General features: G+C 65.5%; 8 protein-coding genes. 7 read left to right on the top strand and 1 reads right to left on the bottom strand.

Annotation, left to right across the window (positions count from 1 at the left end; translation table 11 throughout):
• The first annotated feature begins 36 nt into the window (after positions 1-36).
• From KBW95_RS20160 to KBW95_RS20135, 6 genes are all read left to right on the top strand, one after another.
• Entirely contained in the window at positions 37-1,689 is a 1,653-nt protein-coding gene (locus KBW95_RS20160) for a M28 family metallopeptidase (RefSeq protein ID WP_307727671.1), read from the top strand.
• Positions 1,690-2,062: 373 nt separating this feature from the next.
• Positions 2,063-6,502: an EAL domain-containing protein gene (locus tag KBW95_RS20155; protein WP_211529179.1), complete on the top strand. Its 4,440-nt coding sequence runs from the start codon at positions 2,063-2,065 to the stop codon at positions 6,500-6,502.
• 38 nt (positions 6,503-6,540) lie between these two features.
• The gene (locus KBW95_RS20150; RefSeq protein WP_211524961.1) at positions 6,541-8,844 is read left to right on the top strand and encodes a diguanylate cyclase domain-containing protein; all 2,304 of its coding nucleotides are present in this window, start codon (positions 6,541-6,543) and stop codon (positions 8,842-8,844) included.
• A gap of 313 nt (positions 8,845-9,157) precedes the next feature.
• The gene (locus tag KBW95_RS20145; RefSeq protein WP_211524962.1) at positions 9,158-9,784 is read left to right on the top strand and encodes an IS607 family transposase; all 627 of its coding nucleotides are present in this window, start codon (positions 9,158-9,160) and stop codon (positions 9,782-9,784) included.
• Positions 9,775-10,983 carry a transposase gene (locus KBW95_RS20140; protein ID WP_229429904.1) on the top strand — a complete coding sequence of 403 codons (1,209 nt, stop codon included), beginning with the start codon at positions 9,775-9,777 and terminating at the stop codon, positions 10,981-10,983. The genes KBW95_RS20145 and KBW95_RS20140 overlap by 10 nt, the downstream gene beginning before the upstream one ends.
• Positions 10,984-11,082: 99 nt before the next feature.
• Positions 11,083-11,535, top strand: a complete 453-nt coding sequence (locus tag KBW95_RS20135) for a hypothetical protein (protein ID WP_211529178.1) — start codon at positions 11,083-11,085, stop codon at positions 11,533-11,535.
• Between the two features lie 21 nt (positions 11,536-11,556).
• Here the strand turns inward: KBW95_RS20135 and KBW95_RS20130 are convergent, their stop codons facing one another.
• Complete coding sequence (locus KBW95_RS20130) at positions 11,557-12,006, bottom strand: nuclear transport factor 2 family protein (RefSeq protein ID WP_211529177.1); 450 nt, start codon at positions 12,004-12,006, stop codon at positions 11,557-11,559.
• Between the two features lie 136 nt (positions 12,007-12,142).
• Between KBW95_RS20130 and KBW95_RS20125 the strand changes: the two genes are divergently transcribed.
• A complete protein-coding gene (locus KBW95_RS20125; protein WP_211529176.1) occupies positions 12,143-15,130 on the top strand; it encodes a TonB-dependent receptor in 2,988 nt (995 codons plus the stop codon).
• The last annotated feature ends 399 nt before the right edge of the window (positions 15,131-15,529 follow it).

The following is a 15,529-nucleotide window of genomic DNA, read 5'->3' as shown; positions in this document are numbered from 1 at the left end:
GCCGCCTTGCTATTTCTTATTGCAATGGAGACCGCATTGAAGAACGCTACCCTTGTACTGATGGGGCTGGCTGCAGCCCAGGCCGCCTACGCCGCCGATGGCCCCAGCTTCGATCCCAAGCGCCTGGCCCAGGACGTGAAGGTCCTGTCCTCGGACGCATTCGAAGGCCGCGGCCCGAATACGGCGGGCGAGAACAAGACCGTCGACTACCTGGTACAGCAATTCAAGGCCGCCGGCCTGAAGCCGGGCGGCGACCTGGCGGGCGGCAAGCGCGCCTGGACCCAGGACGTGCCGCTCGGCCGCTTCGAGATCAAGGGACCGGTCAAGCTGACCCTGACCGAAGGCGGGACCAGCCGCACGCTGGCGCAAGGCCCCGACATGGCGGTGCGCGCCTCGATGAGCGGCCTGAAGCAGGTCTCCTTCAAGAACGCGCCGCTGGTCTTCGTCGGCTACGGCGTCACCGCGCCGGAGCGCAAGTGGGATGACTTCAAGGGCGTGGACCTGAAGGGCAAGCTGGCGGTGGTCCTGATCAACGATCCGGACTTCGAGACCGGGCAAGGCGAATTCGGCGGCAAGGCCATGACCTATTACGGCCGCTGGACCTACAAGTATGAAGAGATGGCGCGCCGCGGCGCGCTCGGCACCATCATCGTGCACGAGAGCGCGCCCGCTTCCTACGGCTGGCCGACGGTGCAGAACTCGAACACCAACGTGATGTACGACGTGGTGCGCAAGGAGCCGCGCAAGTCGCATGCGCCGATGGAAGCCTGGATCCAGCGCGACCTGGCGGCCGGCATCTTCAAGGCGGCGGGCCTGGATTTCGACGCGGCCAAGAAGCAGGCCCAGTCCCGCGATTTCAAGCCGGTCGAGCTGAAGGGCGTGAGCCTGTCGGCCGACTACGCGGTGGACACCCAGGTCATCAAATCGAAGAACGTGGTGGCGATCCGCGAAGGCAGCAAGCAGCCGAAGCAGGTCGTGATGTACAGCGGCCACTGGGACCACCTTGGGGTCGGCCAGCCCGACGCCAAGGGCGACAAGATCTACAACGGCGCGATCGACAACGCGACCGGGATCGCCGCCATGCTGGAGCTGGCGCGCGCCTACGGCAAGCAGCCCGCGCCCCAGCGCAGCGTCGTGTTCCTGGCGGTGACGGCGGAAGAGAAGGGCTTGCTGGGCTCCGAATACTACGCCTCGAATCCGCTGTATCCGCTGGCCTCGACGGTAGCCCTGATCAACATGGATGCGCTCGGCCCGCGCGGTCCCGCACGCGACTTCAACATCTCGGGCAGCGCGAAGCTGGAGCTGCTCGACCGCCTGGTGGCCAAGGCCAGGCAGTGGGACATGCGCCTGTCGCCGGATCCCAAGCCGGAGGCGGGCTACTTCTTCCGCTCCGACCACTTCCCCTTCGCCAAGCGCGGCGTGCCGGCGATCTCCTTCGGTTCCGGCAACGACTGGGCCGATGGCGGCGTCGCGGCCGGCAAGGCGGCGGAAGAGGCCTATACAGAGAAGAACTACCACCAGCCTTCGGACGAATTCGATCCGGCCTGGACCTTCACCGGCATGGCGCGCGACCTCGAGGTGCTGTACGCGCTGGGTTCCGAGCTGGCCAATTCGACGGCCTGGCCGAACTGGGCTGCCGACTCGGAATTCCGCGCGGCGCGCGACAAGTCCGCTGCAGAGCGTAAATAGTAAATAGCCAGACAACTCAGGCTGGAGCACGAAACGCCACCGTTTTCGGTGGCGTTGTTATTTTCTGTCATGACACCCCACGTTTAAAACGACCGTTCGTACCTGCCCGACGCTGTGCTGCGGCGCTCAAGCAACACTCATTCAAGATTTCGTGATTTCCCTGAAGAATCAAAAGTATCCACGTGGTAATATTTTCCGAATTGTGAAGCGACCTTGTCACGTATGACACGCTTGCGCAGTCCCGGTGGCCTTCCAGCATCTCCCACCGGTAGTCTCCACCTTCCGTGAACCCGAAGGAAACACTTCCAAGCAGCGAAGACCCGTTGACCGGGCCCGGCTGTTGGCGCTGGATGATTTTCACTGGGAGCCGGACTTGTCAGAAGCCGCAGAAAACGATGGTAGGGAGCATACGGGGCCGCGTGCGTCCGGCACTGGTGGCCAGGCGAGAACGCGCGTAACGCATGCCCTGGCCGGCCTGCGGGCAAGGCAGCCGGCCATCCTGCTGGCCTGCCTGCTGCCGGCGCTGTGGCTGGTGGCCGCGGCCTTCCTGCAGCATGTGCGCGAGCAGGCGCTCGTCGATGCAGGCACCGACACCGGCAACCTGGCCCGGGTCATGGCCGAAGAGACCCAGTCCTCGGTGCGGGCGGTCGAACGGACCCTGGTCGACCTGCGCGAGCGGTGGCTGGAGGATCCCGCGAATTTCGCCGGCAAGCTGCGCCTGCGCCAGTCGCAACTCGACGAGACGACCACCGTCTGGATCAGCATCCTCGACGCCGACGGCAGGCTGGTGTTCACCAACCGCGGCGTCGAGGCGGGGAAGGTCGACCTGAGCGACCGGGACTATTTCACCGCGCTGCGCGACGCCACGCGCGACCGCCTGACCATCAGCGAGCCCCTGACCGGGCGTGTTTCCGGGCGCCGCGGCATCGTGTTCGCACGACCCGTAATCAAGAACGGACGCTTCGCCGGCGTCATCGCGCTGTCGGTGGCGCCCGATTACTTCCTGCGCTTTTCGCACAAGATCGTACTGGGGAACGACTCGGTGATCTTGCTCGCGCATGCGGGCGGACAGGTGCTGGCGCGCTCGCCGGCGCTGCCCGATGGCGAAAGCCGCAGCATGGACAAGGCGCCGTTCATCAAACCGGCTGCTCCCTTGTCGGGCGTGTTCCGCATGGCTTCTCCCATCGATGGCCTCGAACGCCAGTATGCGTGGCATAGCTTGCCCCAGTATGGCCTGACGCTCGCGATCGGCCGCTCGCTCGAGGCGGTGCTGGCGCCGTACTACCGCGTGCGCCAGGCGGCCGCGTGGAGCACCGGCATCCTGACCCTGGTGCTGGTGTGGACCGCCTGGGTGATGCTCAGGGGCCTGCGCGAGCGCGACGCGGCGCGCCAGGCGGCGGAGCAGGCGGCGCGCGAAGCGCAGGCGGCCGAGAGCCTGTTCCGCAGCGACCAGCGCTTCGGCAGCCTGGCCGATGCGATGCCCCAGATCGTCTGGACGGCGGAGCCCGACGGCGTCGTCGATTACGCCAACGACCTGTCGCGCACCTATTCCGGCCAGGCCGACCTGTTCGGACCCGGCCAGGGCTGGACCCGGATCCTGCACCCGGACGACATCGCGCCCACCCTGGCCGCCTGGCGCGCCGCGGTGGACAGCGGCGAGGTGTTCGAGACCGAATACCGCATCTTCAGGGCCGCCGACAGCAGCTACCGCTGGCACCGGGTGCGCGCCATGCCGATCCGCGACGACGGCGGCGCTATCGTCAAATGGTATGGCAGCGCCACCGACCACCACGACAGCAAGCTGGCGAACGACCGCATCGCCCGCCTGGCCGCCAGCCTGGGCACGATTCTCGAATCCATCACCGACGCCTATTATTCGCTCGACGCCGAGTGGCGCTTCACCTACGTGAACAAGGAAGCCGAGCGCCTGCTGAACCGCACGCGCGAGTCGCTGCTCGGGAAAAGCCTGTGGGACGAGTATCCGGAGCTGGTCGGCAGCATGATCGAGCAGGAATACCGGCGCGCGGCCGGCGAGGGCAACACGGTCGCCTTCGAGTTTTTTTATGCGCCCAGCGCCTGGTGGTTCGCGGTGCGGGTGTCGCCCTCGAGCGAGGGCGTGACCGTGTATTTCGACGACATCACCGAACGCCGCAGGCTGCGCGTGTTCAAGGATGAGCAGACCAGGCTGCTGGAACAGATCGCTGCCGGCGCCATGCTGCTGGACGTGCTGGAGGCGGCGGCCCACATCATCGCCGCCTCCGACCCGCTGGCCGGCTGCGCCGTCATGCTGCTCGGCGAGAACGGGGAGCGCCTGCATCATGCGGTGGCCTCCGGCCTGCCGGAGGGGCTGGGACAGGCGCTCGACGGTACGCCGGTCGGCGAACAGGCCTTGCCCTGCGGCCGCGCCGCGCTGGCGCGCCGCCCCGTGATCGCCGCCGACATGCGGGGCGAGCCGGCATGGCAGGACGGCGGGCCGGCCGCGCTGGCGCCGGCGGTGCGGGCCTGCTGGTCCTATCCCATCCTGTCCAGCAGCGGCGAGGTGTTCGGCACCATCGACGTGTACACCCAGGCGGCGCGCCCGCCGGTGCCGGTCGAACTCGAGATCCTCGGTTCCTGCGCCCATACGATCAGCATCGCCATCGGACGCGAGCGCGCCGAGCACCAGGCGCGCCAGAGCGAGGAAAGGCTGCGGCTGAAGCGCCGCGCGCTCGAAGCGAGCGCCAATCCGATCGTGATCCGCAGCGCCCAGGCGCCCGACTATCCGGTCGAATACGTCAACCCGGCATTCGAGCGCGTGACCGGCTATCCGGCGGCCGAGGCGATCGGAAAATCGCTCGTGTTCCTGCTGGGCGACGACCGCGAGCAGGAGGCCATCGCCGAGCTGGATGCGGCCCTGGCGCAGCAGCGCGAAGGCCATGCCGCGGTCCGCACCTACCGGCCCGACGGCAGCCTGGTATGGATGGAATGCTACTGCTCGCCGGTGCGCGACGCCGGCGGCAAGGTGACCCACTTCCTGAACGTCATGTACGACATCAGCGCCGCCAGGCAATACCAGGCGGAACTGGAGTACCAGGCTCACTACGATGCGGTGACCGGCCTGGCCAAGCGCTCGCTGCTGGCCGCCCGCGCCGGCGCCGCCATCGCCAGGGCGGTGCAGCAGGGCAGCCGCGGCTGGCTCGCCTGCGTCAACCTGGACCGCTTCAAGCTCGTCAACGAAACCCTCGGCCACCAGGCCGGCGACATGGTGCTGCAGCGGATCGGGCAGCGCGTGCAGGGCCTGCTCGCCGCCGGCGACACGGCGGCGCGCGTCGGCGGCGACGAGCTCATGCTGCTGTTCGCCGACGGCATGGACGAGGAAACGGTGCTGGCCAGGGTCGAGCGCATCCAGGAAGCGATCGCGGCGCCGCTGCCGGTCAACGGGCAGGACTATTTCCTGAGCTCGAGCGTGGGCCTGGCCGCCTATCCGGACGACGGCGAGGACGCCGAGACTCTGATGAAGAACGCCCGTGTCGCGATGCGGCGGGCGAAGGAAGCGCGCAGCAATCACCCGCAATTCTTTACCGCCGCCATGAACGCGGACGCCGGCGACCGCCTGCGCCTCGAGCGCGACCTGCGCCATGCCCTGGAGCGCGGCGAGCTGCTGCTGCATTTCCAGCCCCAGGTCGATGCGCGCACCTGTCGCATCGTGGGCATGGAAGCCCTGCTGCGCTGGCGCCACCCGGAACTGGGCATGGTGGCCCCCGACCGCTTCATCCGCATCGCCGAGGAGACCGGCCTGATCGTGCCGATCGGCGCCTGGGTCATGCGCACCGCCTGCGCCCACGCCAAGCAGTGGCAGTGGCTGGTGCCGGGGCAGCTGCGGGTGGCGGTCAACCTGGCGGCCAGCCAGCTCTATCACGACGACCTGGTCGGCCTGGTGGGTCGGACCCTGGCCGACACCGGCCTGGACGCCGATTGCCTGGACATCGAACTGACCGAGAGCCAGGTCATGGCCGACGTCGACCACGCGCTGGACGTCATGCAGCGCCTGAAGGCGATGGGCGTCAAGCTGTCGCTGGACGATTTCGGCACCGGCTATTCCAGCCTTTCCTATCTCAAGCGCTTCCCGATCGACGTCCTCAAGATCGACAAGTCCTTCGTGCGCAACCTGACCACCGACGCCGACGACGCCGTGATCGCGCGCTCGATCATCACGCTGGGCCAGAGCCTGCAGCTGCAGGTGATCGCCGAAGGCGTCGAGACCGAGGAGCAGTTCGCCTATCTGCGCCGGCACCGCTGCGACCAGATCCAGGGCTATTACTTCAGCCGCCCGCTGGCGGCCGAGGACTTCGAGCGCCTGCTGGCCGGGCAGCAGGCGATGCCGCAGGTGGCGGAGGAAGCCTGCGGCCAGCCGACCCTGCTCATCGTCGACGACGAAGAGAACGTGGCGGCCTCCCTGCACCGGCTGCTGCGGCGCGACGGCTACCGCATCCTGCGCGCCAAGTCGGGTGCGGAAGGGCTGGCGCTGCTGGCGATGAACCAGGTGCAGGTGGTGCTGTCGGACGAGCGCATGCCCGGCATGAGCGGCACCGAATTCCTGGCGCGGGTCAAGGCGATCTACCCGGACACCATCCGCATCATGCTGTCGGGTTACACCGCGGTCGACGCCATCATCGCGGCCACCAACAGCGGCTCCGTGTTCCGCTTCCATGCCAAGCCCTGGGACGACGAGGCCATGCGCGCCAGCATCGCGGAAGCCTTCCGCTATCACTGGCTCATCAACGGCAACGGCCTGGCGCACGCCGCCAGCCCGCCGGCCAAGCAAGTACTGTGAACACCATGTCTTCACATTTCACCCTTCTTCGACAATCCTTGCGCCAGCTTCGCCAGGTGAAGCTGCCGGCCATCGTCTTCGCGGCGGGTTTCGCCGCCTCGGCCTGGGGCTATTTCGCCGGCGCGCGCCACAGCGAGGCGGAGCAGATCGCGCAGCTGCAGGAGACGGCCGAGAATTACGCCTTCCTGTTGCGTAACCGCCTGGAGCTGTACGAGGGCGCGGACCGCGCCCTGGGCGCCTTCTTCAGCGCGTCGAGCAGCATCGATGCCGAGGAATTCGACAATTACATCGGCGCCAGCCGGGTGTTCGAGCGGCTGGAGGGCGCCAGTTCCTTCGGCTACCTGCCCAAGGTGCCGGCTGCGGATGCCGGACGCTTCGAGGCGGAAGCGGCGCGGACCTTCCCCGGCTACCGCATCTCGGACCAGCGGGCCGGCGCCGACGCCTGGTATCCGCTGTACTACGCCGTGCACGGCACCGATCCGACCCGGGCGGGGCGCCTGCGCGGCGCCGATTTCTCCTCGGTTCCCGAACGCTGGGCCGCGATGCAGGAAGCCGCCCGCCGCGACGAGCCGGTGGCGACCGCCGTGCACCCCGCGCTGCGCCATGCGGCCCACCGTCCCGTGGTCCTGATCTTTTCGCCTGTGCGCAGCATGCGAACGCCCTCCGCCGCGGATGGGCAGGCGCGCGGCGGGCTGAAAGGCTTCGTCTTCTCCGCCATGTATGTCGACCGCCTGTTCCTCGGCTTCGATCATGGACGGCTGGCGAGCCTGTTCGACGTCGAGGTCTTCGACGGCAGCCTGGCGCGCGAGCACCTGCTGTTCGACAGCGACGGCGTCTCCCATGCGCTGAAGGCCGACGCCGCCCAGCTGCTCGCCCACCGCGCCGAGATCCCGGTGGCCAACCGTACCTGGCTGCTGCACTTCTACGCCAAGAAGGCCTCGCTCGCGTCGAAGGCCGCCTGGGCCGGCACCACGGTGCTGGCGATCGGCCTGCTGCTGACCCTGGTCGCCAGCTACGGCGTGGCGGCCTGGCCGCGCTACGTGTCGCGCCAGCGCGCGATGCGCGAGTTCAACGAGCGTTTCGCCGGCTTCTTCGAGCACCATCCCTTCGCCGTGTATGCGATCGACCTCGAGCAGCACTTCATCCATGCCAACCAGCAGATGGCCAGGGAGCTGGGCGTCGGCCGCGAGGCCCTGATCGGCGCGCCCTTCGAAGCCTTCGTGGCGGAGGAAGACCGCGGCGCGCTGGCCAACCACTTCAAGGACGTCCTGGCTGGGAAAACGGTCGCCTATACCACCAGGCTGATGCGCGCGGACGGGCGCTGCCCGGATGTGTCGATCGTACTGGTGCCGATGAGCGCCGGCAGCGAAGTGACCCATGTACTGGGCTTCGCCGAGAACGTCACCGACCGCAAACAAGCCGAGCAGGCGCTGCACGAATCCCAGCAAATGCTCCAGCTAATCATCGACAACATCCCGCAGAGCGTATTCTGGAAAAACCTCGACAGTGTCTTCCAGGGCGGTAACCGCTCGCTGCTGGTCGAGATGGGGCTGGACGGCATCGACCAGCTGGTCGGCAGGAAGGACGGCGATTTCGCGGCCTGGAAGGACATGGCGGAGCACTACCGGCAGGTGGACCTCGAGGTGATGCGCTCGGGCGTGGGGCGCATGCGCATGCAGGCCACCGATCTGCGCAAGGACGGCACCGAGTGCTGGATCGAGACCAGCAAGATCCCGCTCAGGGACGAGGCGGGCAAGGTGGTGGGCGTGCTGGCCGTGACCGAGGACATCACGGCGCGCAAGTACATGGAGCAGGAATTGTTCCGGCGTGCGAACTACGACACCCTGACTGGCCTGCCGAACCGCGGCTATTTCAACAACCAGCTGGAGGAAGCCGTCAAGCGCGCCCAGCGCCGCGGCGGCCTGGCGCTGATGTACTTCGACATCGACCGCTTCAAGCACATCAACGACACCTACGGCCACGACGTGGGCGACCAGGTGATCCGCATGTTCGCCCAGCGCGTGCGCCAGGTGCTGCGCGAGTCCGACTTCATCGCGCGCCTGGGCGGCGACGAGTTCGTGCTGATCGCGGAAGGGCTGCACCAGCCGGGCGATACGGCGGTGATCGGGCAGAAGATGGTCGACGCGATGGTGCCGCCCTTCAGCGTGGGCGGGACGACCTTACAGGTCAGCACCAGTATCGGTATCGCCTACTTCGAGGCGGCGATGACGCCGGAGACGCTGGTGAAGGCGGCGGACCAGGCCATGTACGACGCCAAGCGGGCGGGGAGGAATTGCTTCCGGCAGGCGGGGACGGCGGAGCAGCCGGCGGAGAAGGACTAGGTTCACGCGATGCGATCGAGCCCGGCCTGACAGCAGCTTCGCGATGAGTTGCGGTTTGGAAAATTTGCGCTCTCACACCAGCGCAGACAGGGCGAAGCATGGAATGGATGAGAGCCTTCGCCATGGGCACCAATGACGGCGCATCGTCTTCCATTAGGGCCGCCAGGGCGCGGCGCCAGCTGTTCCGGACACAGGACCGCCACCGCGAAGGTGGCGTTTTCGTTTGCATCCCTGGTGCAGAGACCGGACAGCCCCGACCGGGGTTCAAACAGTTAGCTCAGAACTTATTCGGATTTGTGCGGTCATATGTATTATGACCAAGCTAATCACAATTGGTGCCGCCGCGAAAGCGATTGGTGTCTCTACCAGTACGCTACGGCGCTGGGAAAGGAGCGGGAAGCTTATTCCCGCGAGGACCGAGGGCGGACAACGGCGCTATGACCTGGCCACGCTGCGCCCTGGACTGCACCATGGCATCCAGGCCGAACGGAGAACGGCCGCCTATGCGCGTGTCTCCAGCCACGACCAGAAGGCCGACCTTGAACGGCAAAGGCAGGTGCTGGAATTGTACTGCGCAAGCCAGGGCTGGACCTTCGACGTGATCGAGGATCTGGGCTCCGGCATGAACTACCGCAAGAAGGGTTTGAGACAACTGCTGGAGCGGATCCTGGCGGGCGAAATTGGCCGTCTCGTGCTCACGCACAAGGACCGGCTGCTGCGTTTTGGCGCCGAACTGGTGTTTGCTGTCTGCGAAGCCAGGGAGGTCGAGGTCGTGATCATCAATCAAGGTGCGGAGACGAGCTTCGAGGAAGACCTGGCCAGCGACGTACTGGAGATCGTTACCGTGTTCTCGGCAAGGCTGTACGGCAGCAGGTCGCGCAAGAACCAGAAGCTGCTGGAAGGCGTGCGCAGCGCCGTGAAGGAGGCGCAATGCTCGTAGCGCACCGCATCCGGCTCGATCCCAACAATGTCCAGGCGACGTACCTTTCCCGGGCGGCTGGCGTGGCGCGCTTCGCCTACAACTGGGCGTTAGACGAGTGGGGCAAACAGTACGCAGCCTGCAAGGCCGATCCATCGCTGCCCAAGCCGTCCGAAGGTGCGTTGCGGCGCCAGCTCAACGCCATTAAGCGCGAACAATTTCCCTGGATGCTGGAAGTCACCAAGAACGCGCCCCAGATGGCGATCATGCAGCTGGGCCGCGCCTTCGACAATTTTTTCAACAAACGTGCCCGCTATCCGAACTTCCGTCGTAAGGGGCGCGATGACCGCTTCACCTTAAGCAACGACCAGTTCCGGGTCGAGGACAAGCGGATCCGCATCCCGAAGCTGGGCTGGATCCGCATGTGCGAAACTTTGCGTTTTACCGGCCGGATCGTATCGGCTGCGATCTCACGCGTCGCCGATCACTGGTACGCCAGCATCACCGTCGACACTCATGAGCTGTCCCTGCCGCCAGCCGAGAACCAAGGTGCGGTAGGGATCGACCTCGGGGTTTCGGCGCTGGCGACCCTGTGGACCGGCGAGAAGTTCGAAGGTCCGAAGGCACTGCGTACCCTGCTGCCGCGCCTGCGCCGTCTGTCGCGCAGCCTGTCGCGCAAGGTGAAAGGTTCGCGCAACCGGGCGAAGGCGAAGCTGGAACTGGCCCGCCTGCACGCACGGATCGGCAACATTCGCCGAGACAGCCTGCACCAGCTGAGTACTAGCATTACGCGCCGTTTTCACACGATCGGTATCGAGGACTTGAACGTCAAGGGCATGCTGGCCAACGGACACCTGGCGCGGGCGATCTCGGATATGGGGTTCTACGAGTTGCGCCGACAGCTGGAATACAAGGCCGCATGGCGCGGCGGTCAGGTTGTGCTGGCGGACCGCTGGTACCCGAGCAGCAAGCTGTGCTCCAGCTGCGGCTACCGGCTGGAAGCGCTAAGCCTGGCGATCCGCCACTGGACCTGCCCGGGCTGTGGAACGGCGCACGAGCGAGACGTCAATGCGGCCATCAATCTGAAGCATATCGCGGTAAGTTCTACCGTGACTGCCTGTGGAGGGGAAGGCGCTGGCCCTGCGCGCGAGCGCGGGACGAAACTGGCCCCGGTGAAGCAGGAATCCAGCGGCAAAGTAACTACGGATAGCTTTGCGTAAGTCTGGAGGAACGGTGCTGTTAGAATCTGCGCTAGCCATCCGATGTCCATTTACAGGAGTACGCAAATCCTCGGCTTATTCGTCAGAGCGGTGATCCGTATGCCAAAGCTAACGCTCGCAATCGCACTGTTAGCCCTGGCAGCGCTGGCCAGCACCATGACCTACACCGGTTTCCTTGTCGTCGGGGTGCTGGCGGAGTATCTCGGCACGAATCGGGTGATCGCGGGGCTGCTGCTGGGCGCGCTTTTCGCAAGATTTCCATGGATACGCAAAGGCAAGCTGAGCGTTGTCGGCCTGTTACCCAAACCTGTCCGGCGGCCGCTCATCATCGGTTTGCTCGCACTTTGCCTGCTGCACTTTCTGTTGAAGGGCGACTACGTGCCGGCAGGGTTCATGGGTTTCACGACGGCTTTTCTTCTCAGCTACCCGCGCTTGAGGCGAGCTGTGTTCGATCGCATGGTCTCGTCTGTTTTCCAATTCGCTGGGCAAAGCCGTGCCACCGGCACCGACGACAGGGTGATCGACGGGGAATTCCGGGAAAAGAAAGATTGAGGCTGGATAGCTGAAGCCAGTTCAATGTGGGGCGGTCGCCGTCGCCGGGCGCGGCGCAGCGGGAATGGCTTCGCATTGGAAGGCCTTGAGCGCGGCGCTGGTGTTCATGAAATCGCGATACGCCGCGATGTTGCCGTCCTTGATCGTGAATACGTCCACCCAGTCGCTCTCGAAATCCTGGCCGGTGTCCTTCACCGTCCACGCCCCATGGCCAAGCACGACGACCTTGTTCCCCTGGGCGATGAATTCGTTCACGGTGAATTCCCGCACAGTTAACAATTGTTGCTGAATACGGAAAACTTCACGGACCGGTTCGCAGCCCCGGCGCTTGCCGGTGAAAGGCACGCCGGGCGTCTCCGGCAGTTCCCATTCGACCTGGTCGTCCACGCACGCGAGGAGCTGCTGTATGTCGCCGCGCTTGTAGGCGTCGTAGGCTTGCTTGATCAGTTCGATATTCCGCTGCTCGTTCATGGCCGTCTCCTGTGGAGTCAAGCTGGGATTTCCAGTATGTGCGACGTCATCGGCTCGTCAAGGTGAAATACCTCGCCCAGAAGAGGGTTTGCGCACTGCGGTATTCATGGCAGACTCGGATGGCGCGATGCCACGGATGGATCCTGTTTCCCTGCAAAAGGAGGCGATGGATATGCGTACCGGAAAATGCCGCGAGCCTGCGCTCGGTTCCGCACTCTCATGCATCGTTCTTGCGATCGCGGCGAAGGATGCGCTGGCGCAGGTGCAAACGTCCGGCCGCGACGAAGCCCTCGCCGGCGACACCGAGGTCGTGCACCAGGTGGTGGTGACGGCGCAACGCCAGTCGCAGTTTCTCCAGGATGTGCCGATGGCGGTCACCGCGCTGACCGCAAGCGACCTGGCGGCGCGCCAGATCAACAATGCCCTCGACCTGCAATTCAGTGTTCCGAATGTAAATTTCACAAAGGCACAGTTCGATGGCGCCACATTCACGATCCGGGGCGTGGGCGACCTGTGCACCGGTATCTCCTGCGACCCGGCGACCGCCATCCATGTCAACGACATGCCCCTGCTCCAGCCACGCATTTTCGAAACCGAATTCTTCGACCTGCAGCGCGTCGAAGTGCTGCGCGGCCCCCAGGGAACGCTGTACGGCCGGAATGCGACCGCAGGGGTGGTCAACTTCGTCACAGCCCGCCCGAGTTTCGACAAGCGGCACGGCAGCATCCAGGCCGAAGCGGGTGACTACGATACGCGCCGGGTCACCGGCATGCTCAATCTTCCAATCAACGAAGCCATTGGCCTGCGGCTGGCCGGGACTTACCTGAAGCGCGATGGATACACGAAGAATTTGTTCGACAACAGCCGCATCGATGGGCGCGACCTGGCGGCACTGCGTGCCACGCTGCGTATCCGGTCCGGCGCGTCGACCACTCTCGACCTGATCGCCTCGTACTTCCGGGAGGACGACAACCGCAGCCGCTTCACCAGGCACCTGTGCGCCCGCGACGAGGTCGGCATCATGGGCTGCCGGCCCGACCGCCTGGGATTCGACACGCCTAATTTCCATGGCAATGTCGGCGGCGTGCTGGCGTCGCGCGAGTTCCTTGCCATCGCCAGCGGAGGCAATCCGATGATCGCCGGCCTGGGTCTGTCGAGCGTGTATGGCCCGGACCCGTTCTACGGCGGCCAGCCGCCGGTCGAAAACCTGCGCGAGGTGCGCGCCGACATGGCGCCGTCCTACCAGGTCGAGAATGCCCATCTGATCTTGCGGCTCGAGCAAAAAATCGGGGAGAAATATGCGCTGACCGTTACCGGAGGCTATGTGCGCGACCGCAGCGACCAGCGGGCCGACTTCAACATGACGCCAGTGAATCCGCTGACGGATAACCCTGGCCTGCGCAACTTCGCGGCGCTGGCAAGCGCGCCGGGATCCGCGTTTCCCGGAGGCGTCAATCCATTCACGCTGGCGGCCCAGGCCCTGTTTCCCAATGGCCTTGCGGGAGGACTGTGTACCTCGGAACCGAACCGCCAGCATACCGGCGTCTTCGGCGGACACGTGAATAGCTGCTCGCCACGCGGCGCCGAGTTCGAAGTTTTCCGGGACAAGTTCACCCAGCGCACGGTCGAGGCCCATCTGGACAGCAAGCTCGATGGGCCATGGAATTTCCTGCTCGGCGCCGTCTACCTCGATTACGTGCGCGACAATGATTATCTCGTGAACCTGTTTGCCCTGGACTACGCCGGGGGAGTGCTGGGGGCGCTCACCAGCCTCGGCCGGCGCGCGGCGGGCGACCTGTCCTTCCCGAATGTGTTCATCGCCCCGTCGTACTACGATGCGGAGCTTGCCGAGCTGACGCTGGACAGCCACGGTGTGTTCGGCGAGGCCTATTACGACGTCAGCAAGACCCTGAAACTGACCGCCGGCCTGCGTTATTCCAGTGACGAAAAGCGGCAGCGCCAGCGCGCCTTGCTGCTCTCGGTGCCGGTGCCCTTCGGCACAGGCGATGCGTTCCAGTCGCCCTATGCCGGGAGCTTCGATGCCGACGCCACGCAGCCTGGCGCCCAGCCGTTTGCCGACCAGCGCACCAGGTCCAATGCGCTGACCGGCCGGCTGGTGGCCGATTATCGTCCGCGCCCGGGAAGCCTGTATTTCGCATCCTATGCGCGCGGCTACAAGGCGGGCGGCATGAACCCGGCGGCCCAGGTGGAGTTCGAGGCGGCGACGGAGTTCAGGAAGGAAGTGCTGGACGCCGTCGAACTGGGCGCCAAGAACACGCTGTTGGGAGGGAAGCTCAACCTCGGCGCGAGTGTCTTCGCCATGCGCTACAAGGACTTGCAGATCAGCCGCCTGCTGGCGCGGACGGTCGTGAACGATAATGCGGACGCGGATATCCATGGGGCGGAGCTGGAATCGGTTTTGGTTCCGGCACGCGGCTTCAGGCTGAACCTCTCGGCCAGCTTCCTCAAGACCCGGCTGAAGGACTTGCCGCTGATCGATCCGCGCGACCCGTCCGCCGGACGTTCGGATGTCGTCGTCATCAAGGACATCGGCAGCGGGTCGAACTGCGCCGTCATTCCGGCGGCCGGAGGAAGCGGCGCCGGCGCCAATGCCCTGGTGAGCAGGGTGAACGCAGCGCTGGGCCTGAGAGAGCCGGTCGCCCTGCCTGGCACCAGCACGACCGGCGCCTTCAGCATGTGCGATGCACTCAGGGCAGCAGGGGGCGCCCAGTATACGGTGAGCAACGGGGTCGAAGTGAACATCGCGGGGAATGAACTGCCGCTGTCGCCACGTTTCAAATTGTCGGCCGGCGCCGAATACAGCTTCCGTCTGGCCAATGGCATGAGTCTGGTGCCGAGGATCGATGCGCATTACACGGGGAAAACGTTTTCCACCGCATTCAACAAGCCGCTCGACCGCATCAAAGGCTACGCCACCGTCAACGCCCAGCTGGAGCTGTCCGGGCGCGGGAAAAGCTGGTTCGTGCGCGCCTATGCGCAGAACCTGAACGGCAGCGATGCCGCCACCGGGCGCTGGTCCTCCACCCAGGCGGCCGGCTCTTACACCAATGTCTTCCTGCTGGAGCCTCGTCGCTTCGGCCTGGTTCTGGGCTTGCAGTTGTAGCAGGCGAGGGTCGGGAAGAACCTATTCTTCTTAAACGGCAACGCCAGCCAACCGCCAGCAGCGCTCGCTCGTCACGAGCAGCGCTACGCGTATTGTGAGCTTTGGAAACGACAACGCAACCTGCATGGGTTGGCGTCTTGGGAGGGAGGAACTGCATGTTCTTGGTGGCCCGGGGCGGAATCGAACCACCGACACAAGGATTTTCAATCTTAGCGTCGCGCCTGCTGCCACACCATCGGTTTGCCGGACCAAGGTTTTGCTACTGGTCGGCAATTTACACTGGATGCTGGTCCGCACGCACGGGAAACGCGCCTGAAAGCCTGGATCGACCACCAGCGAACTGGCGTGCCGCGCGAGCGAACCAGGCGTGTTCAGCGCCCTATGCGCAGGTCGCGGTGC

This window comes from Massilia sp. ZL223, assembly GCF_018119395.1.
In the GTDB taxonomy this organism is placed as follows: Bacteria; Pseudomonadota; Gammaproteobacteria; order Burkholderiales; family Burkholderiaceae_D; genus Telluria.
The sequence above is the reverse complement of the archived record's forward strand: the minus strand, read 5'-3'. Positions and strand labels throughout refer to the sequence as shown.

What these genes read in the sequence shown, in the direction of transcription:
- KBW95_RS20125 (WP_211529176.1), top strand. Translation starts at nt 12,143, where the DNA reads ATGGATCCTGTTTCCCTGCAAAAGGAGGCGATGGATATGCGTACCGGA.
- KBW95_RS20140 (WP_229429904.1), top strand. Translation starts at nt 9,775, where the DNA reads ATGCTCGTAGCGCACCGCATCCGGCTCGATCCCAACAATGTCCAGGCG.
- KBW95_RS20130 (WP_211529177.1), bottom strand. Translation starts at nt 12,006, where the DNA reads ATGAACGAGCAGCGGAATATCGAACTGATCAAGCAAGCCTACGACGCC.
- KBW95_RS20145 (WP_211524962.1), top strand. Translation starts at nt 9,158, where the DNA reads ATGACCAAGCTAATCACAATTGGTGCCGCCGCGAAAGCGATTGGTGTC.
- KBW95_RS20135 (WP_211529178.1), top strand. Translation starts at nt 11,083, where the DNA reads ATGCCAAAGCTAACGCTCGCAATCGCACTGTTAGCCCTGGCAGCGCTG.